At 62.9% G+C, this 19,389-nt stretch carries 19 protein-coding genes; 9 read left to right on the plus strand and 10 right to left on the minus strand.

Annotated elements, in window-relative coordinates; translation table 11 throughout:
* Nucleotides 1-12: 12 nt before the first annotated feature.
* The 5 genes from CUJ91_RS19760 to CUJ91_RS19780 are packed head-to-tail and all read left to right on the plus strand — an operon-like array spanning nt 13 to nt 5,235.
* Entirely contained in the window at nt 13-723 is a 711-nt protein-coding gene (locus CUJ91_RS19760) for an HAD-IA family hydrolase (RefSeq protein WP_114156917.1), read from the plus strand.
* 4 nt (nt 724-727) lie between these two features.
* Nucleotides 728-2,077, plus strand: coding sequence for an NAD(P)/FAD-dependent oxidoreductase (locus CUJ91_RS19765; protein ID WP_029966424.1), 1,350 nt, complete (start codon nt 728-730; stop codon nt 2,075-2,077).
* Nucleotides 2,074-2,985 carry an ABC transporter permease gene (locus CUJ91_RS19770; protein WP_035569473.1) on the plus strand — a complete coding sequence of 304 codons (912 nt, stop codon included), beginning with the start codon at nt 2,074-2,076 and terminating at the stop codon, nt 2,983-2,985. The genes CUJ91_RS19765 and CUJ91_RS19770 overlap by 4 nt, the downstream gene beginning before the upstream one ends.
* Entirely contained in the window at nt 2,982-3,776 is a 795-nt protein-coding gene (locus tag CUJ91_RS19775; RefSeq protein WP_006049237.1) for an ABC transporter permease, read from the plus strand. The genes CUJ91_RS19770 and CUJ91_RS19775 overlap by 4 nt, the downstream gene beginning before the upstream one ends.
* A 31-nt stretch (nt 3,777-3,807) precedes the next feature.
* Entirely contained in the window at nt 3,808-5,235 is a 1,428-nt protein-coding gene (locus CUJ91_RS19780; RefSeq protein ID WP_114156918.1) for an aldehyde dehydrogenase family protein, read from the plus strand.
* Between the two features lie 18 nt (nt 5,236-5,253).
* Here the strand turns inward: CUJ91_RS19780 and CUJ91_RS19785 are convergent, their stop codons facing one another.
* The 7 genes from CUJ91_RS19785 to CUJ91_RS19815 form a co-directional block, all read right to left on the minus strand.
* Complete coding sequence (locus CUJ91_RS19785) at nt 5,254-6,951, minus strand: GMC family oxidoreductase (protein ID WP_114158002.1); 1,698 nt, start codon at nt 6,949-6,951, stop codon at nt 5,254-5,256.
* A 124-nt stretch (nt 6,952-7,075) separates the two neighbouring features.
* Nucleotides 7,076-8,086 (minus strand): ABC transporter substrate-binding protein, encoded by a 1,011-nt coding sequence (locus tag CUJ91_RS19790; protein ID WP_044021052.1) that lies wholly within the window; start codon nt 8,084-8,086, stop codon nt 7,076-7,078.
* Nucleotides 8,087-8,342: 256 nt separating this feature from the next.
* On the minus strand, nt 8,343-9,071 hold the full coding sequence (locus CUJ91_RS19795; protein ID WP_114156919.1) for an RNA polymerase sigma factor: 729 nt from the start codon (nt 9,069-9,071) through the stop codon (nt 8,343-8,345).
* A gap of 13 nt (nt 9,072-9,084) precedes the next feature.
* A complete protein-coding gene (locus CUJ91_RS19800; protein ID WP_006049242.1) occupies nt 9,085-9,444 on the minus strand; it encodes a cupredoxin domain-containing protein in 360 nt (119 codons plus the stop codon).
* A complete protein-coding gene (locus CUJ91_RS19805; RefSeq protein ID WP_006049243.1) occupies nt 9,437-9,970 on the minus strand; it encodes a DUF4142 domain-containing protein in 534 nt (177 codons plus the stop codon). Before CUJ91_RS19805 ends, CUJ91_RS19800 begins: the two co-directional genes overlap by 8 nt.
* Before the next feature lie 95 nt (nt 9,971-10,065).
* Nucleotides 10,066-11,376 (minus strand): MFS transporter, encoded by a 1,311-nt coding sequence (locus CUJ91_RS19810; protein ID WP_006049244.1) that lies wholly within the window; start codon nt 11,374-11,376, stop codon nt 10,066-10,068.
* A gap of 151 nt (nt 11,377-11,527) precedes the next feature.
* A complete protein-coding gene (locus CUJ91_RS19815) occupies nt 11,528-12,622 on the minus strand; it encodes a tartrate dehydrogenase (RefSeq protein ID WP_053859531.1) in 1,095 nt (364 codons plus the stop codon).
* Nucleotides 12,623-12,739: 117 nt separating this feature from the next.
* Here CUJ91_RS19815 and CUJ91_RS19820 point away from each other — a divergent pair, with 117 nt between their 5' ends.
* Nucleotides 12,740-13,648 (plus strand): LysR substrate-binding domain-containing protein, encoded by a 909-nt coding sequence (locus CUJ91_RS19820; protein ID WP_006049246.1) that lies wholly within the window; start codon nt 12,740-12,742, stop codon nt 13,646-13,648.
* A gap of 48 nt (nt 13,649-13,696) precedes the next feature.
* On the opposite strand, the gene CUJ91_RS19825 is transcribed toward CUJ91_RS19820, so the two are convergent.
* Complete coding sequence (locus tag CUJ91_RS19825) at nt 13,697-14,014, minus strand: DUF4148 domain-containing protein (protein ID WP_114156920.1); 318 nt, start codon at nt 14,012-14,014, stop codon at nt 13,697-13,699.
* 200 nt (nt 14,015-14,214) lie between these two features.
* Here CUJ91_RS19825 and CUJ91_RS19830 point away from each other — a divergent pair, with 200 nt between their 5' ends.
* Together CUJ91_RS19830 and CUJ91_RS19835 are read left to right on the plus strand one after the other, a co-directional pair.
* Nucleotides 14,215-14,829: a pyridoxamine 5'-phosphate oxidase family protein gene (locus tag CUJ91_RS19830; RefSeq protein WP_053859529.1), complete on the plus strand. Its 615-nt coding sequence runs from the start codon at nt 14,215-14,217 to the stop codon at nt 14,827-14,829.
* Between the two features lie 109 nt (nt 14,830-14,938).
* Complete coding sequence (locus CUJ91_RS19835) at nt 14,939-15,727, plus strand: COG4705 family protein (RefSeq protein ID WP_006049249.1); 789 nt, start codon at nt 14,939-14,941, stop codon at nt 15,725-15,727.
* Nucleotides 15,728-15,842: 115 nt separating this feature from the next.
* Here the strand turns inward: CUJ91_RS19835 and CUJ91_RS19840 are convergent, their stop codons facing one another.
* The gene (locus tag CUJ91_RS19840; protein WP_006049250.1) at nt 15,843-17,006 is read right to left on the minus strand and encodes a porin; all 1,164 of its coding nucleotides are present in this window, start codon (nt 17,004-17,006) and stop codon (nt 15,843-15,845) included.
* A 303-nt stretch (nt 17,007-17,309) separates the two neighbouring features.
* Here CUJ91_RS19840 and CUJ91_RS19845 point away from each other — a divergent pair, with 303 nt between their 5' ends.
* On the plus strand, nt 17,310-18,125 hold the full coding sequence (locus CUJ91_RS19845) for a MetQ/NlpA family ABC transporter substrate-binding protein (RefSeq protein ID WP_006049251.1): 816 nt from the start codon (nt 17,310-17,312) through the stop codon (nt 18,123-18,125).
* A gap of 83 nt (nt 18,126-18,208) precedes the next feature.
* Here CUJ91_RS19845 and CUJ91_RS19850 read toward each other — a convergent pair whose 3' ends face one another.
* Nucleotides 18,209-19,324, minus strand: coding sequence for a succinylglutamate desuccinylase/aspartoacylase family protein (locus tag CUJ91_RS19850; protein WP_053859528.1), 1,116 nt, complete (start codon nt 19,322-19,324; stop codon nt 18,209-18,211).
* Nucleotides 19,325-19,389: the final 65 nt, after the last annotated feature.

The raw sequence follows: 19,389 nt of genomic DNA on the forward strand, positions 1-19,389 counted from the left end.
AAGGATGATGCAATGAAGCTCACCGATTTCAAGGTCCTGACGTTCGATGTCGTCGGCACGCTGATCAACTTCGAACAGGGCGTGCTCGCGTCCGTGCGGCGCCTGGGCGGCGCGGCGGCGAAAGACCTCACCGACGATCCGATCTTCGAGCCGTATATGCGCGGACGCGCGAAATATCCGGGGCGCTCGAGTCACGAGATGGCGAACGTCTATCTGTATCTCGCGAAGGAACTCGGCCTGCCCGACGACGCGCAATCCGCCGCCGCATTCCAGCGCGACGTGCTCGAATGGCCCGCGTTCGAAGATTCGGTGGAAGCCTTGAAGCGCCTGCGCAAACACTACCGGCTCGTCGCGATGACGAACGCGGACCGCGTCGCGTTGTCGGCGTACGCGCACACCCTCGGCGATCCGTTCGACGACACCGTGTGCTGCGACGAAACCGGCGTCGCGAAGCCGGACCCGCAATTCTTCGCCTATAACCGCGGACGTCAGGCCGCGTTCGGCTTCAAGTTCGATGAAATCCTGCACACCGCGCAGAGCCAGTATCACGACATCGGCATCGCGACGAAGCTCGGTTACGCGACCTGCTGGATCGAGCGCCGTCAGGGCATGAAGGGTTTCGGCGCGACGCCGGTTCCGGAAGCCGTCACGACGCCGACCTTCAAATTCGCGACGCTCGGCGCGCTCGCCGACGCGGTCGAAGCCGAAGCGCGCGCCGCTTAAAGTCATGCTCGCGCCCGCGATTCACAACGCCTCGCAACGCCCGCAGCCCGATTCGTTATGGCGCGCGATGGCGGCGCGCACTGCCGAAAAGCAGGCGCCCGTCAGCACGGGCGCGCCGCTCGCTCGCGATCTCATCGTCGATGTGGCCGTGATCGGCGCGGGCTACTCGGGCCTCGCCGCCGCGTATGCGCTGCAAAAACGCGGCGTCGACTGCGCGGTGTTCGATGCGAACCCGGTGGGTTGGGGCGCGAGTGGGCGCAATGGCGGCGTGGTGTCGTCGAAATTCCGCTTGTCGTTTCCGCAGATCGACAAGCTGCATGGACTCGATACCGCCAAGCGCATGCACCGGCTCGCGCACGAAGGCGTGCGCGTGGTCGAATCGTTCGTCGACGAATTCAGGCTCGAGCGCGCGCGTTTCGAGCATACGGGCAGCCTGCGTTGCGCGCACACCGAGCGAGCGTTCGAAGCGATTCGCGCGGAAGCGGACTGGGTGCGCACGCAACTGGGCGATACGTCGATGACCGTGCAATCGGCCGCGGAAATAACTCGCGAGACGGGATCGGCGGAGTTTGTCGGCGGCGTATTGAGCGCGGACGCCGGCACGATTCTGCCGCTCGAATATGTGTACGGTATCGCGCGCGGACTGACCGCGCGCGGCGTGCCGATTTACGAAGCAACGCCGATCGTCGAGATGACGCGTGCCGAGCGCGGCTCGGGTGGCGCCGTGCTGCGCACGCCTCACGGCACGGTGCGCGCGAAGCAGGTGATCGTCGCGACGAATGCCTATTCCGACCTCACGGCTGCGACCGCCGCCTATCAACGCGAGCTCGTGCCGTTTCGCAGCGCGATGATCGCAACCGAGCGTCTGCCCGCGGAACTCGATGCGCGCCTGATGGTGCAGCGCCGCAGCTATACGGAAACGCGTCGCATGATGAAGTGGTTTCGCAAGGTTGACGGCCGCATGCTGTTCGGCGGACGCGACGCGTTCGGCAAGGAAGGGCAGTCCACCGGTTTCGACGCGCTGCGCCGAGCGATGGTCGCGCTGTTTCCCGATCTCGCGGACGTGCAGATCGAGTACCAATGGTCGGGCTATGTCGGCATGACCTTCAACTCGCTGCCGCATGTTGGCCGAAGCGACGACGTCACGACGTTTTGTCTCGGGTATAACGGAGCAGGTGTCGCGATGGCGAGCCTGCTCGGCCAGCATGCCGCGGCGCTCGCGCTCGGCGAAACGCCTGAGCTCGCATTGCTAGGCCAGCAAGGCTTGCGGCCCGTGCCGTTTCATTCGCTGCGCGCGCCGGGCGTTCGCGTCGTCGCCGCGTGGTATCAGTTTCTTGACGCCGTGGGTGCATGATGACGACAGCCAAACGGATTTTTCAGGGACCCAGCTTGATGCAGACGACCGCGATGGACCCGTCGGAGCGCCATCGGCAACGCGAGGACCGCGCGATGCTGCTGTTGCTCGCGCCCGCGCTTTTGGTCGTCGTTGTGCTGCTGGTGGTGCCGCTCGCGTGGCTCTCGTGGCAGTCCATCTGGCATGACGGCGGCTTCACGCTCGTCAACTATCGGCGCATCTTCACGGGCACCTATCTGGATACGTTCCTGCTCACGTTCAGGCTCAGCGCGATCGTGACCGGCGTGACGCTTCTGCTCGGTTATCCCGTTGCATATTTCGCGGCCTCCGTGTCGCCGCGATGGAGCGCGCTGATACTCGGCATGGTCATATTGCCGTTCTGGACCAGTGTGCTCGTGCGCACTTACGCATGGCTCGTGCTGTTGCAGCGCACCGGGCTCATCAACAAGGCGCTGCTCGAAATGGGCCTCGTGGATCGGCCGATACAACTCGCCTACAACCAGTTCGGCACGATCCTCGCGATGGTGCATATTCTGTTGCCGTTCATGGTGCTGCCGCTTTATTCGGCCATGCAGAAGATTCCAGCGAACCTCTCGCAGGCCGGCGCGAGCCTCGGCGGCTCGCCGCTGCATGTTTTCTGGCGCGTGTTTCTGCCGCTGTCGATGAGCGGCGTCGTCGCGGGCGTCACGCTCGTCTTCGTGCTGTGCCTCGGTTTTTACATCACGCCCGAACTGATGGGCGGCGGCAAGTCGATCATGGTGTCGATGGTGGTGAGCCGCAACGTGGAGATCTACAACAGTTGGGGAGCGGCGAGCGCGGTCAGCGTCGTGCTGCTGGTTTGCGTGTTCGCGATCTTCTATGCCGCGAGCCGCGTGATTCCACTTGAAAAGACCCTGGGCGCGAAATGAACAGGATTCCGTTAGGCAGAGTGGTGCTCGGCGCGTTCGTCGTGCTGATCCTCGTGTTCCTGATGCTGCCGGTGCTGATCGTCGTGCCGCTATCGTTCTCCGACACGCGCTTCATGACGTTCCCGCCGCCCGCGTACTCGTTGCGCTGGTATCACGCGTTCTTCGACAACCCCGCGTGGATCGACGCCGCTCGCGTGACGCTGACGGCATCCGTTTGCGCCGCGCTCGTCGCGACGCCGCTCGGCGTTGCCGCGGCCTACGCGATCCAGCACGGCACGCATTGGTCGATGCGCTATCTGCGCACGCTGCTGATGTTGCCGCTGATGGTGCCGATCATCATCGTCGCGGTGGGCGTGTTCTTCGTCTTCACGCAGGCGGGTTACGTGAATACGCTCGGCGGACTGATCGTCGCGGATACGATGCTTGGGCTGCCGTACGTGCTGATTTCCGTCGGCGCGGATTTGCGCACGTTCGACCGCACGCAAGAAATGGTCGCGCGCAGTCTCGGCATGAATCGGCTGCGCAGCTTTCTCACGGTGACGCTGCCGCAGATCAAGGCGAGCGTGATTTCCGGCGCGGTGTTCGTGTTCATTCAGGCGCTCGATGAAACCGTGGTCGCGCTCTTCATATCGGGCGGCGCGAATCAGACACTCACGCGCCGCATGTTCGTCACGCTGCGCGACGAGATCGATCCGACCATCGCCGCGATCAGCACCATGCTCACTGCGTTGACCTTGTGTCTCGTGATGATCGTCGTCGTGAGCCGGCGTTCGGCCGGCGCGCGGGCGTGATGCCTTTTCATTTCCTCTGACTGGGAAGCGGATGTCGAATGCACTGAAGTTTTATATCGACGGCGCATGGGTTGCGCCGTCCGGCAACACGCGCCTTGCCGTGGTCGATCCCTGCACCGAAGAAGCGTTCGCCGAGATCGCGCTGGGCAATGCCGAAGATGTCGAGCGCGCGGTCGCCGCGGCGAGACGCGCGTTCGCGTCGTTCTCGCTGACGCAGCCGGCTGAACGCATCGCGCTGATCCGCCGCATACTCGACGCCTACATCGCGCGCTACGACGAGATGGCCGCTGTGATCTCGCGTGAGATCGGCGCGCCGAAAAAGCTCTCGCATGCGTGGCAGGCCGCGCTCGGCAAGCGTCATCTGGAAGAACTGCTGCGTACCTGCGAGAGCTTCGCGTGGCAGCGCAAGAAGGGCACGACGCTCGTCAATCATGAGCCCGTCGGCGTGGTCGCGCTGATTACGCCGTGGAACTGGCCGATCAATCAGATTGTCTGCAAGGTCGCGCCCGCGATTGCCGCCGGCTGCACGATGGTGCTCAAGCCGAGCGAGGTGTCTCCGCTGAACGCTGTGCTGTTCGCTGAAATTCTCGACGCGGCGGGCGTGCCGCCAGGCGTGTTCAATCTGTTGAACGGCGACGGCCCGACTGTCGGCGCCGCGCTATGCAGTCATCCGGATGTCGACATGGTGTCGTTCACCGGATCGACGCGCGCGGGCGTGGAAATCGCAAAGCTGGCCGCGCCGACCGTCAAGCGCGTGCATCAGGAACTGGGCGGCAAGTCGGCCAACATTCTTCTCGACGACGTGGACCTGGAAGCCGCGGTCACGTCGGGCGTGAACTCGTGCTTCAGCAACAGCGGGCAGTCGTGCAATGCGCCGACGCGCATGCTGGTGCCGGCAGCGCGGCACGACGAGGCGGTCGCGATTGCACAGCGCGCGGCGGCCGCGCACCGCATCGGTCCCGCGGACGACGACGAAACGACGATGGGCCCGGTCGTTAGCGACGTGCAATACGCACGCGTGCAACGGCTGATCGAAATGGGCATCGAGGAAGGCGCGCTGCTCGCGGCGGGCGGGCCAGGACGTCCCGACGGTTTGACGCGCGGCTATTACGTGCGGCCCACGGTATTCGCAAACGTCGCTCCGTCGATGACGATCGCGCGCGAAGAAATCTTCGGCCCGGTGCTCGCGATCATGCCGTATCGCGACGAAGAAGACGCGATCGCCATTGCCAACGACACACCGTTTGGACTCGCAGCGTATGTTCAATCCGCGGATCAGGCGCGCGCGAGGCGGGTTGCATTGCGCTTGCGCGCGGGCAGCGTGTATCTGAACTATCCGGCCTGGGACGCGGGCTCGCCGTTCGGCGGCTACAAGCAGTCAGGCAACGGACGCGAATACGGCGAGTGGGGACTCGAAGCGTTTCTCGAAGTGAAGGGTATTGTTGGGTACGGCGAGTAGGCTGCGATCAGGGCACGATTAAGCCGTGCTCGAACGCCCACGCAGCAGATCCGCAATGCGCTCCGCGATCATGATGGTCGGCACATTCGTATTCGCGCATGGAATCGACGGCATCAACGACGCATCGCACACATGCAGCCCTTCGACGCCATACACGGCGCCGCGCGCATCGGTGACCGCGAGCGGGTCGTCGGCGGCGCCCATGCGGCAGGTGCCCGACGGGTGCCACGTACCGCCCACCGAACGTGTGACGAACTGCGTGAGCGCGGCATCGTCGGCGAGCAGTTCGTCGAGTGTCGCGCCTTGCGTGATGACGCGGCGCACCAGTGCTGCCCGCAACGGCCCCGCGATGTCCAGCAGCGCGGCGAGCGCACCGCGCTGCAGCGCGTTCCATGCGCCAGGCACCGCGACGGCCGCGACGCGCGGCGAATAGCTCGACGGAAACACCGTGCCGCGATGCGCGGCCATCGCCGGTGCGGCGAGTGTCTGCGCGCCGAAGCGCAGCGCGAGCTTCAGCCGTTCGAGATCGCGCGCGTCGGAGAGCATTGCAAAATCGACGTTGGGTTCATCCAATGCGCTAGCGGATTTGAGTGTGAGACGTCCGCGCGAATACGATTTGTTGACCCAGAAGAACATCGTGCCGAGACGATAGCCGACCGAATGCCAGCCCGAGCGCGACAGTATCGCGCCGTGCATGTCGCCCGGCACCGTGCCGGCCAGGCCCGACGAAAAGCGCACGATGGCCTGCTCGTGATGCTCGTCGGGAAACGGCGTGCGCGCGGCGCGAGGCAAAAACGCGGACACCGCGATAGACGGATGCTCCATCAGATTGCGGCCTACGCCCTGGCGATCCGCGAGCACGTCGATGCCGAGCGCGGCAAGTTCATTCGCGGGGCCGATGCCGCTTCTCAGCAGCAGCGCGGGCGAGTGGATCGCCCCTGAGCAGACGATCACGCAGCGCGCCCGCAAGTCATCGTGCGTGCCGTCGGGCCGCATCACGCGCGCGCCGATTGCGCGCTTTGCGTCGAATAGAACGCGCTCTGCGATCTCGTTCGTGCGAATCGTGAGGTTGGGCCGCGCCCGCACCGCGTCGTCGAGATAACAAACGGATGTGGGAATGCGCTCGCCCTGCGCGCTCACCGCAATCGCGCCGATGAAAGTGCCGTCCTGCCAGAGGCCATTCTGATCCGCGTGCAGCGGATAGTCGTGCTTCAACGTATTGAGCACGGCCTTTACGAATGGGGAGATGCGTTGCGGTCCGGTTCGCTGGATACGCAGCGTGCCATGCGCGCCATGCAGGCCGCTATCGTCCGGGCCGTTGAAGTCGCAATCGGTTTCGAGCTTGCGGAAGTAGGGCAGACACGCTTGCCAATTCCAGCCTTGTGCGCCGAGTGTTTGCCATTCGTCGTAATCGGCGGGCGAGCCGCGATTGGCCATTAGCGCATTGATCGCGGAGCCGCCGCCGAGAAGCCGCGCCTGTTCATAGCGGCGCAGCGCGGCGGGCGCGCTCATGCGCGCTTTCAGTTGCCGCCAGAGGTTCGCCGTGTCGAGATACGCGCGGCCAGGATAGCGGCTGCGGATGTCGGCAGGCATGGTCGCTTGCGAGATGTCGCGGCCCGCCTCGACGAGACACACGTTGTTGCTCGCATCTTCGGAGAGCCGCGCGGCGAGTACGCAGCCGGCCGATCCGCCGCCAAGAATCAGATAGTCGATCACGTTGGATGGATGAAGACCGCGCGCCGCATCGCCCTGCGCGCGGCACAACGCAAACCAGAAAACAGAACGCCCGCGATGAACCGTGGTCCCGCGGGCGCGTGAATGGCAGTGCGAACGCCGCCCGTTATTGCATGAACTTGAGCCAGCGCGCTTTCGCCTGAATGCCTGCATCGGATGCCCACCAGTCTTCGGACATCAATGCCTGCTTCGCGGCATTCTCGGGCGAACTCGGCAACTCGCTTGCGCGCTTCGCCGCGATCTTGCCGGTCTTGAACGCAGCCGGATTGCCCGGACCGTAGTCGATGTAAAGCGGCAGATTCGCTTGCAACTCGGGCGAGACCGCGGTGTTCAGGAAGCGCATCGCGTCGTTCAGATTCGGCGCGTTCTTCAGCACGCATAGCTGCGTGTTTTGCAGAATGCCGTCGTTGAAGGTGAAATCGACGTCGGGGTTGTCCTTGCGCACGGCGCTTGCGCGGCCGTTCCAGATCATCGTCATGTCGACTTCGCCGTCATGCAGCAATTGCGCGGACTGGCCACCGGAAGTCCACCACACCGTGATGTCGGGCTTGATCTGCTGCAACTTCTTGAAGGCGCGATCGACGTCGAGCGGATAGAGCTTGTCGCGCGACACGCCGTCGGCGAGCAGCGCGGCTTCCAATACCGTTTGCGGATCGTTGCGCAATGCACGCGTGCCGGGGAAGGCTTTCACGTTCCAGAAGTCGGCCCAGCTTTGCGGCGTCTTCTTCAGCGTCTTCTTGTTGTAGCCGATCACGGTCGAATAGAACTCGTACGCGACCGAGTAGGGCGTGCGGTACTTTTCCGGCATCGCCGCGGCGTTCGGAAGCTTCGCGAAGTCTAGCTTTTCGAGCAGCCCTTCGCGGCCGCCTCGCAGACAGTTCGAGGTCGGCGTGTCCACCACGTCCCAGATCGGCTTGCCGGTCGCGGCCTGCGCCTTGATCTGCGGCCACGCATCGGGAATGCTGTCCTGATTGATGGTGATGCCCAGCTCCTTCGCCGCCGGGTCGAGGATGGCTTTGGTCTGAGCCTCCTGATACGTGCCGCCTTGCGACACGAACGTGATTTTTCCCGCGGCGAGAGCGGGCGCCATGCTCACGGCGCTCAACAGCAGAGTCATGGCAAACGGGCGCAACCTTGGCATGCTGATCACGACTTCTCCTCGATACGGTTGAAGCGAAAAGACATCATCCAGGTCGGCGCTATGTGCCGCTGCGGCTCGGAGCCGAAGCGGCAAACAGCACAGGCTTGAATGGAAATATAGTGAGCCAATTTGACCGGAGCAACGCCGCAATTGTTGGAGCGGCCATGACATGATGTTATGTCAGACTGTTGTAGCCTTGGTTGTCGTCGTTGCGCGCAGTGCTTTGACGGCTTCAATCGCTTCGATCCGTCCCGTCGCGTTTGCCGATTCGCGACATCACGTTCGCGACGATGCGGTCGCAGCGCGCACCGGCGAATCCGAACAGTTCGCTTCCGGCGACGTCGATCTCTCGCGCGAGCGACTCGCGCAACAGACTCTTTGCGCGGAAATGCCGGCTGCGCACGGTGGCTTCGGCAATCTCCAGGCATTGCGCCGTTTCCTCGACACTGAGTTCTTCGACCGATCGCAGAATGAACACCGTGCGGAACGATGCCGGCAATTCGTCGAGCTTGCGCTCGATCAGCGCGCGCATTTCCGCGCGCGCTACTGCGCTGTCGGGCGGCTCGGAGTCGGACGGGTGCATGGCTTCGATATCGATGTCGGCGGTGTTGGAACTGACTATCGGCACAACGTTCTCGCGGCGGGCATGGCGGCGCAGCCGGCCATAGCATTCGTTCAGCACGAGCCGCGAGAGCCACGTCGACAAAGCGGCGTCGCCGCGAAACTGGCTGAGCGAACGATAGGCGCGGAGATACGCGTCCTGAAGCGCGTCTTCGGCTTCGGCGTCGTCACGCAGCGTCGCGCGCGCGAGCCGGTAGAGGCGCCGGTTGTGGCGGCGCATCAGCACCTCGAACGCTGAGCGATCGCCCGCGACGATGCGCCGGACGATCGCAAGATCGTCGGCGGCGTTGTCGGCGTTGTCGGCGGCAGACATGGACGGCAGTTTCGCTGTCTCGGTCATCGCGTGCGGGCTCTCATTGAACGGTTAGCGCGCCGTGCATCGTCGGATGAAAAGTGCAGCCGTACGGATAACTGCCGGCCTTCGCGGGCGCGTAAGACCATGACGCGTTGGCGGCAATGCTGCGCGAATCGAATGCATGCGTGTTGCCGGTCACCGTATGAGGAAAGAGATCCTTGTTGATCCATACGATGCGGTCTCCTCGCTTCACCGTCAAGGTAGGCGGATTGAATTGCATGTTCTCGATCGTGACGACATGGCTTGTCGGCGCCGCCGCGCTTGCCGGTACTGCGCTCAACGTTGCCGCGAGCATCGCACAGACCAGCGCGGCGCACGCACGCGTGCTCTTCCCCGACGCATGCCGCCGCTTAACCACTGCTTTTCTCCAGCGACGCCTGCACATGCTTCGCATGTTCGAGATGCGCGACGAAAGCCGGCCGGACCTTCACGAGCAGCGCTTTCAGCTCATCGTTCTTCGCTGACGGAATCAGCGTTTTATCGAGCGCGTCGAGCACATTCTCATGGTAGGTCACTTCGTGATCGATATACGCACGGTCGAATGCTGCGCCGTTCAGTTTCTTGAGCGCCGCGAGGTTTGCATCGCCGCCTTGCTTGAGGCTTTGGCTTGTCGCGTTGTCCTCGGGCGTGACGTTGAGTTTGTGCACGAGGTCGCTCGCCGATTGATTGACGGCGCTGTGGTCGGTGACCATCTGCTTCGCGAACGCCTTGACGTCGCCCGACTTCGAGCGCGACTCGGCGAGTTTGCCCGCGTCGATGTCGACCTGGTTCGCCGTGACGACGATAGCCGCGATCTGCGGATCGCTCGGCCCGGCGCTTTGCGCCCAGCTAGCGAGACTCACGAGCGCGAGCGCGCCTAACCATTGTGGACGGATCAGTTTCATACGGATTCTCCCGTTTAGCCAACGTTGCGTTGCATACGGCGTTGGATGTCACGACGGAGAATCCTGTTCCCAGTTGATGCGCGACGCGCGTTGCTTCAGTGACCGTGCCGCTCGCCCGCTGCGACCGGCGTCTGCCTGGATTGCCGGCTGAGCATCAGCGTGACGACCGCCGACACGGCCAGCGTCGCGCCGACCACATACAGCCCCGCCGAATAGCCGCCCGTCACGTTCTTGAGCCAGCCGATCGCGAACGGACCGACGAAGCCGCCGAGGTTGCCGATGGAGTTGATCATCGCGATGCCCGCGGCCGCGCCCGCGCCCGACAGGAACATGCTCGGCATCGCCCACAACGGCGCCTTGGCCGCGCTGATGCCGACGTTCACGACCACGAGCGCCAGCACGATCATGAGCGCGGTCGCCGCGTTGCCCGCGAACACGAAGCCGAGACAGGCCAGCGCGCACGGAATGACGACGTGCCACGTGCGTTCTTCGGTGCGATCCGAATGCCTCGCCCACAGAATCATCGCGATCACCGCGACGATGCTCGGTATGCCCGCGAGCAGACCCGTCTCAAACGAGCCGAAGCCGTATTGCCTGATGATGAGCGGCGCCCACAGGCCGAGCGTGTACAAGCCCGCGGACGTGCCGAAGTAAATCAGCGCCAGTGCGAGAACGCGCGGATCGCGCAGGGCGCTCAACGCGCCGGCCGTGTGGCCCGCATGCGACTGCCGCGCGTCGGCTTCCGTCTTCAGTTTCGCGATCAGCCATTCGCGCTCTTCGGGCGCGAGCCAGTGCGCTTTCGACGGTGTGTCGGTCAGATACTTCAGGACGAAGAAGCCGAGTACGACCGCGGGCAGCGCTTCGAGAATGTAGAGCATTTGCCAGTCGGCGAGACCGGCGATCGGCGGCAGCTTCATGATGGCGCCGGAAATCGGCGAGCCGATCGCCGTGGAAATCGGCGCGGCCGCCATGAACCACGCGGCGGCCACGGCGCGCTGACGGGTCGGAAACCACAAGCTCAGATACAGGATGATGCCGGGAAAGAAGCCCGCTTCCGCGACGCCGAGCAGAAAGCGCAACGCGTAGAAACTGTTCGGCCCGACGACGAACGCGGAGGCCAGCGAGACGATGCCCCACGAGACCATCACGCGGGCAATCCAGCGGCGCGCGCCGACCTTGTGAAGAATCAGGTTCGACGGAACTTCGAACAGAAAATAGCCGATAAAGAACAGGCCGCCGCCGAATCCGAACGCGGTCGGCGACAGGCCAATGGCCTTGTTCATCGTCAGCGCGGCGAAGCCTACGTTGACGCGGTCGAGAAAACTCACGAAATACAGCAGCATTACGAACGGGATGATCCGCAGCATCAGCTTGCGGGACACCCGGCTTTCGAGGTCGGTCGTCATTGTCTCCTCCTTTGGAGGCTTGAGCGGTGTCCTGCTGCGAAGGCAGCAGGGTGCGAGGCGCGCGGCAGCCGTCGAATGCGGCTGTTGTCCGTGGGTGCGCGTCGCGAGGCGCGCACTGTCGCACGATGGGGGTTTATGTGGCTGACACGGCTTATGCGGCGTTCGCCGCCGGCCTTGCGGCTCGCTCGATGAACGCGCACACCGCGGCCGTCACCTGTGCAGTCGTCGCCGTGCCGCCGAGGTCGCCCGTGTGCAGTGACTTGTCCGCGGTCACGGCTTCCACGGCCTGCATCACGCGCTTTGCCGCGTCGAGTTCGCCGAGATGTTCGAGCAGCATCACGACCGACCAGAAGGTGCCGACAGGATTCGCGAGACCCTTGCCCATGATGTCGAACGCGGAACCGTGGATCGGTTCGAACATCGACGGAAAGCGCCGTTCGGGGTCGATGTTGCCGGTCGGCGCAATGCCCAGGCTGCCGGCAAGCGCGGCGGCCAGGTCGCTGAGAATGTCGGCGTGCAGGTTCGTCGCGACAATCGTGTCGAGGCTCGCCGGACGATTGATCATGCGCGCGGTCGACGCGTCGACCAGTTCCTTGTCCCACGTCACATCGGGGAATTCCTTCGAGACCTGCAGCGCGATTTCGTCCCACATCACCATCGCGTGACGTTGCGCGTTGCTCTTCGTGATGACGGTCAGCAGCTTGCGCGGACGCGACTGCGCGAGGCGGAACGCGAAGCGCATGATGCGCTCAACGCCGGCGCGGGTCATGATCGACACGTCCGTCGCGGCTTCGATCGGATGACCCTGGTGAACGCGGCCGCCCACGCCGGAGTATTCGCCTTCCGAGTTTTCGCGCACGATCACCCAGTTGAGGTCCTCGGGCTTGCAGCGCTTCAACGGTGCGTCGATGCCGGGCAGGATGCGCGTGGGGCGAACGTTCGCGTACTGGTCGAAGCCCTGGCAGATTTTCAGACGCAGACCCCACAGCGTGATGTGGTCGGGAATGTCCGGGTCGCCTGCGGAACCGAACAGAATCGCGTCCTTGTCGCGGATCGCATCGAGTCCGTCCGCCGGCATCATCACGCCATGCTTGCGGTGATAGTCGCCGCCCCAGTCGAAATTTTCGAACTCGAATGCAAACGACTGCGTGGTTCTGGCGAGCGCTTCGAGCACCTCGGCGCCGGCCGGTACGACCTCCTTGCCGATGCCGTCGCCGGGAATGGTCGCGATGCGATAGGTCTTCATGCTGCGTCTCCGAATGATTGATTGATTGGGTTGGTTGCAGTGACTCTATCGACATCTGCACGAAAAAACCGGTGCTAAACTCAAAGCATCTTTAACTTCAATTCACAAGTGGAAGCGATGCGCGATACCGTTCAGCCGGCCGATCTGAGCTTTTTCTCGACGCTCGCGGCGTCGGGCAGCCTGAGTGCGGCGGCGCGAGAGCTGGGATTGACGGCGGCGGCCGTCAGCAAGCGGCTCACGCAGATGGAGAGCCGCGCGGGCGTCGCGCTCGTCAACCGCACCACGCGCCGGATGATGCTCACGCCCGAAGGCGAGCTGTACTTGGAGCATGCGCGCAGGATTCTCGACGAAATCGACGAACTCGCCGAGTTGCTCGGTTCAGCGAAGAAGAGCCCGAAGGGACTGTTGCGTGTCAATGCGACGCTTGGGTTTGGCCGCAGCCATGTCGCGCCCGCAATTTCGCACTTTGTCGCAAAGTATCCGCAAGTGTCGGTGCAGCTTCAGTTGTCGGTCACGCCGCCGCCGCTAACCGACGATACGTTCGACGTCTGCATCCGCTTTGGCGAGCCGCCCGATACGCGCGTGATCGCGCGGCGCCTCGCGGCGAACCGGCGCCTGCTGTGCGCGGCGCCCTCGTATATCGCGTCGCACGGCATGCCGATGACGCCGCATGATCTAACGCGGCATAACTGCATCGGCATTCGTCAGGGCGACGAAGCCTATGGCGTGTGGCGCTTGAGTTCGGGCAAGGGCGCGTCGCTCAAGACGGAAGCCGTCCGCATCAAGGGCACGCTGACCACGAACGACGGCGAGATCGCGGTGAAGTGGGCGCTCGAGGGGCACGGCATTCTGATGCGCGCGGAGTGGGACATCAAGCAGTATCTGGCCGATGGCTCGCTCGTGGTCGTGCTGCCCGGTTACGACACGCCGAACGCCGACATCTTCGCCGTGTATTCGCAGCGGCATCAGATGTCGAACCGCATTCGCGCGTTCGTGGATTTCATCGCGCGCGAGTTGGGGGAATGAGGCGTCGGTTATTGAATTTCCCGTAGCGTATGAGCCGAGCGTGAGTGGTTACTTTTGCATCGGCATGGCTTGCATTGCCGGATCTTGATCCATCTGCGCGCTTTTTTGAGCCGCGTGCATCGCGGCCACTTTTCTTTCGGCTTCCTGAATGTCGGATGGATACTGACTGTCGTCGCCGAGCGACGGCGTGTAGCCGGCGGCCTCGAGTTCTTCGAGTTCATGCATGACTTCGGCGCGCGTGAGAGGATGGCCGGCGTCGGGCGATGCCTGCGCGCGTGCCCATGTCGACGTGACCACCAGCGCAGTGGCGGAAAGAATGGCGAATAGCGCGCGGGCTGTCGCGCGATGTGCATGGCTGTCTTTCATGGCTTGCTCCTCGATGTGCGAGCGGATCGTCCGAAAGCGGTTTGCGTTCGATATGACGCGCTCTGCATCGTTAAACCGGCGAAGTGGCTTTCTTATTCCCGCGACGTCGGAACAGCAGCAAGCGATTTACCGGACATGCGCCGAATGCCTATACTGCATGTTCCGATTTCTACCGATTGTTCTCTTGCAGAGCGTCCGCCATGACACATACCGTTAAAAGCGTCGAGCAGCTCGAACAGATTTACGGCGCGCCGCACGAGCGCGCATTGTGGAAAGAACTTGATTGCCTGAATAGCGACTATCAGGCGTTCGTACGCGCTTCTCCGTTCGCGGTGTTGTCTTCTGTCGGTGAGGGCGGAGCGGATTGCTCGCCGAAAGGGGACGCTGCCGGATTCGTCCAGATACTCGACGAGCGCACATTGGCGTTGCCGGACAGGCCGGGCAATAACCGCATCGACAGCCTAAGAAACATTGTGGCCGACCCGCGCGTGTCGTTGCTGTTTCTCGTGCCGGGCGTCGGCGAAACGTTGCGGGTGAACGGGCGCGCCGAGATTTCAGTCGATCCCGACTTGCTCGCGCGCTTCGAGGTTCGCGGGAAACTGCCGCGCACGGTGATCATCGTGCACGTCGAGGCGGCGTATTTTCATTGCTCGAAAGCGCTGGTGCGCTCGAGTCTTTGGGACCCGGCAAAGCAGGTGGACCGCGCAAGTTTGCCGAGCGCGGGAGATATGCATAGGCGTTTGAGCGGCGGTACTTTCGACGGCGCGCAATACGACAAGGAAATGCCGGAGAAGGTGATCGCGGGGCTTTATTGAAGCGCGCCGATGCGGCATGTATGCAACGCACTATTCGACGCTTAAGCAAGCGTTAACCTCCGAAGGTTAAATTGGCGGGTCGTTCAGGCTACTCAGGAAGGAGCAAGTTATGAAAGACGACGCCGCCAGCTTTACCGAAGAGGCTGTCAGCAAAGTACCGCAAGTGACCTTGGGTTTCTGGATCATCAAGGTCGCGGCGACCACGCTCGGCGAAACGGGTGGCGACTGGGTGTCCATGTCGCTGAAGCTCGGCTACCTGATCGGTTCGGCGATTTTTCTGGTGTTCTTTATCGCGCTCGTTTCAGCGCAAATCAAGGCGCGCAACTTTCGTCCGTTCCTCTATTGGGCGACCATCATCGCGACTACGACGCTTGGCACCACGATGGCCGATTTCGCGGACAGGTCGCTCGGCATCGGCTATCCAGGCGGTGTTGCGCTGGTCGTTGCATTGCTGGCCGCGAGCCTCGCAATCTGGTATCGCTCGGAAGGAACCGTCTCCGTGCAGAGCATCGTCACTGCAAAAGCGGAATGGTTCTACTGGATCACGATCCTGTTCTCGCAGACACTCGGCACGGCTCTCGGCGACTGGGTCGCGGGCGAGGATCGCGGCGGTCTCGGTGTTGGCTACGAATATGGCGCGATGATCTTCGGCGCGGGCTTGCTCGTCGTGGCCGCCTTGTATTTCTGGTCGCGCGTATCGCACACGGCGCTCTTCTGGGCCGCGTTCATCCTCACGCGTCCGCTCGGCGCGACGCTCGGCGATCTGCTCGACAAGCCGGTTGCGGAAGGCGGATTGCACATCAGCCGCTTATACGCCTCGGGCATTCTGCTTGCGTTTATCATCGCGTGTATCGTGTTGTTGCCGCAGCGCTCGGCAAGACGCGAGCCGGCTGTGTGACGCTGCGCTCAGTGCGCTGAAAAACACGTCGCAAACAGAAACGCCCCTGAAAACAGGGGCGTTTCTTCACATTCCCACCGGCGAAGCAACAACCCGTCGCACGGTACAAATCGCTTTAGAACTTGTGGCGAACGCCCACGCGGAACGCCAACTGATTGTCCGCGCCCGTGCCCGACGTGTTGAAGTAGCTCGTGCTCGAACCGATCTGCGCTTGCAGATCCTGCGTGCCGTTGCGGCCCGCCGCGATCTGATAGATACCGAGCGCATACACGTCGGTACGCTTGCTCAACGCGTAGTCGACGCTCAGATCGACCTGATTCCAGTGACCGCGATTCGCGTTGCTCAGGTGCATGTACGTGTAGCCCGCGCCTGCCGTCAATGCCGGCGTGAACGCGTACTTCGCGCCTGCCTCATACGCGGCGAACGTCGTCGTGCCGCCCGAAATCGGCTCGAAGCGTGTGTTCGTGTACAACGCCCACAGCGTGGCTGCGCCGATCGAATAACGGCCGCCCACGCCGAACGTGCGCAGATCGCGGACGTTGCCGGTCGCGACGTTGGCAATCGTCGTCGAGAACGACGGCGTCGACTGGCCCGGATAACGGATGTCCGTGTAAGCCGCACCGATGCCGAACGGACCGTTCGCGTAGTTCACGCCGAAGCTGTAAGCACGCGACGAACCCGCGACCGGCGCTGCGGCCGTGCCGGTTGCCGGCGCGCCTGCGAATGCGCCCGCCTGGTTCGAGAAGCCATACATTGCGCCGAACGTGAGGCCCGCGAAATTCGCGCTGCTGAACTTGACCGCGTTGTTGATACGGCTCGACGTAAGCTGGTCCACGTCGTTGATGTGATACGCGTAGTTGCCTGCAACCGTTTGTCCGCCGGTCGAGTAATTGCCGCCGAGGTAATCGGTCGAGAACGAGTACTGGCGGCCGAACGTCAGCGAGCCGACATTGTTCTGCGACAGGCCCACATACGCCTGACGGCCGAACATCGCGCCGCCCTGGCCGAGCGTGCCGTTGCCGCTGTTAAAGCCGTTTTCGAGCACGAAGATCGCCTTCAGGCCGTTGCCCAGATCTTCGGTGCCGCGCAGGCCCCAACGGCTGCCTTGAGCAACGCCGTCGTCGTACTTGAAGAGATTGTCGTGACCGGTGGCGGTCTTCGAGTTGTTCACATAGCTGATGCCGGCATCGATCACGCCATACAGCGTGACGCTGCTTTGTGCGTGTGCTGCGCTGGCGAAAACGGCGAGGGTAGCGGCGGTCAATAGTTTTTTGTTCAAAACGTTCTCCGATTAAAAATTGAGCGATCGCGACGCCCTGCTTCTTGGGTAAGGTCGTGCGATGGCCCGAAATTTAAGGGAACGCTGAGTAAGGTATGTGACAGGTGCATTGATTTTGAAATTTGTCGCGCATACGCCACAGTCGACAGAGTCGAGCATTAAGCGACGCATGGCGGAACGCGTCGCGGGCATAAGCATTTTCCAGTTCGCCGATATAAGCGTGTGAAAAACGATTGGTTTCAGGCCGCCGCCGTCGCATGCGACGATGCGCGCCTACCAATCAAACCGCTTATGGGGAACTGCATGCAACGCCGCATCGTCATCAAAAATCTGCTTGCTGTGGCGAGCGCCGCGGCTCTTTCGTTCACGGCAACGTTTGCGCACGCCGACGGCAAGCAACTCAAGGTCGGCACGATGAGCGGCCCTGACGCGCAAATCTGGACGGTGGTCACGAAAGTAGCGGCGCGCGAGGGGCTGAATGTGAAAGTGATCGAATTCAACGACTACGTGCAGCCGAATGCCGCATTGGATGCCGGCGATCTCGACGCCAATGGTTTTCAGCATCAGCCGTTTCTCGACAGCCAGATCAAGCAGCGCGGCTATAAGATCGTCAACGTGGGGCTGACGTATGTGTCGCCCATGGGCTTCTATTCGAACAAGCTCAAATCGCTGAAGGATCTGCCGGAAGGTGCGAAGGTCGGGATTCAGAACGATCCGTCCAATGGCAATCGCGCGTTGCTGCTGTTGCAAAAGTATGGCGTGATCAAACTGAAGCCGGGCGTCGGCACGAACGGCGTGAATGCAACGCCGCTCGACGTCGCCGAGAATCCGAAGAAGATCAAACTGGTGGAACTGGACGCCGCGCAATTGCCGCGCGCACTGGGCGATCTCGACGCGGCATCGATCAATACCGACTATGCCGTGAAGGCCGGCCTGCAGCCGACTAAAGACGCCATCGCAATCGAAGATCTGAAAGGCCCTTACGCGAATCTGATTGCCGTGCGCGAGCAGGATCGCAACCAGCCCTGGGTGAAGAAACTGGTTGCGGCGTATGAGTCCGATGAAGTGCGCAAGTACATCGACACCCAGTTCAAAGGCGCGATTATTCCCGCGTTCTAAAGTTCTCTAGCGGAAAGCCAGGAGCGAAGGCGCCTTCACGGCGCCTTTTTGTTTGCCTTCCGCCCAGCCTTTGCTCGCGCGAATCAGTTACTCAACAGCGAGCCGCTTCGAAACGCAGTCGCGCCGGCAATGCGCGCGAATTCCAGGCCCGCGGTGGCAAAGCGCGTCGAATGCCGCGCATACAGAACGCCTGCGACGCCGCTCTTCAGCGTGACGACGCGGTCCGTCAACGGATCGACGATGTCCGCGATTTCACGGCCCACGTCGACCCACGTGCCGACTTCACAGCGATACACCAGCACGCCGCTGATCGGCGCCACGATCGGCTCCGCACCCGCGAGCGGCGTGGCCGCGAATTCGAGCGGCGGCAGCGCGGCCGCCGTGCCTGCGATCACGCCGCGCGCGGTCAGATATTCGATGATCGCCTGCGCGTCGTGCTCCGCGTACTCGTAAGACACCTCGCGCTGGCCGCGCAATTCGATCGTGACCGAAATGGAGCCGTTCGGAATCGGAAAGCGCTCGCCGAAACGGCCGCGCAGATCGGACCAGCAGAAGCTGTGAATTTCGTCGAACGGATTGCCGACCGAGTTCAGCGCGAGCAGCGACGCCTTCGCGCCGAGATAACGCGCCAGCGGCTCGACGTCGGGCCACAGGTCCGGGTTCGTGTACAGATGCATCGCGGCTTCCCAGTCGCAATGCAGATCGAGCACCACGTCCGCGTCGTAAGAGAGCTTTTGCAGCGCGAGACGTTGCGATTCGAGTTCGGTTGCGGGCTGTTGCGCGTCGAGCGCCTCGCGCATCGCGCTGCGAATGGCGGAGCGATTCGCGTCGATGTCATCGCTGAGACGACCCTCGATGACCGGCAGCACGAGTGCCGAAAGATCGTGGAAATTGCGGTTGAAGTTCTGCGCGGTATTGGTTTCGAAGCGTCCCGTGAGATGGCCGAGGAAGTGCTGGTTCAGACCGATGGGATTGGCCACCGGCACGATTACCACTTCGCCGCGCAGCTTGCCGGCTGCTTCGAGCGCGGCGAGCTTGCGGCGCAATTCCCAGGAGACGAGCATGCCCGGCAGTTCGTCGGCATGCAGGGACGACTGGATATAAATCTTCTGTCCGCCGCTCGGACCGTAATGAAAACTCGTCAGGTTGCGGGCGGTGCCGAGCGTCGGCGCAATCAGCGGATGGGATTGGGTTTGCATGGTTGTCGAATTCGCGGGGGAAAGTGCGGCGCACCGCTATCTCGTTGATTACAAGGGGGGAAGCC

This window comes from Paraburkholderia graminis, from assembly GCF_003330785.1.
Classification (GTDB): domain Bacteria; phylum Pseudomonadota; class Gammaproteobacteria; order Burkholderiales; family Burkholderiaceae; genus Paraburkholderia; species Paraburkholderia graminis.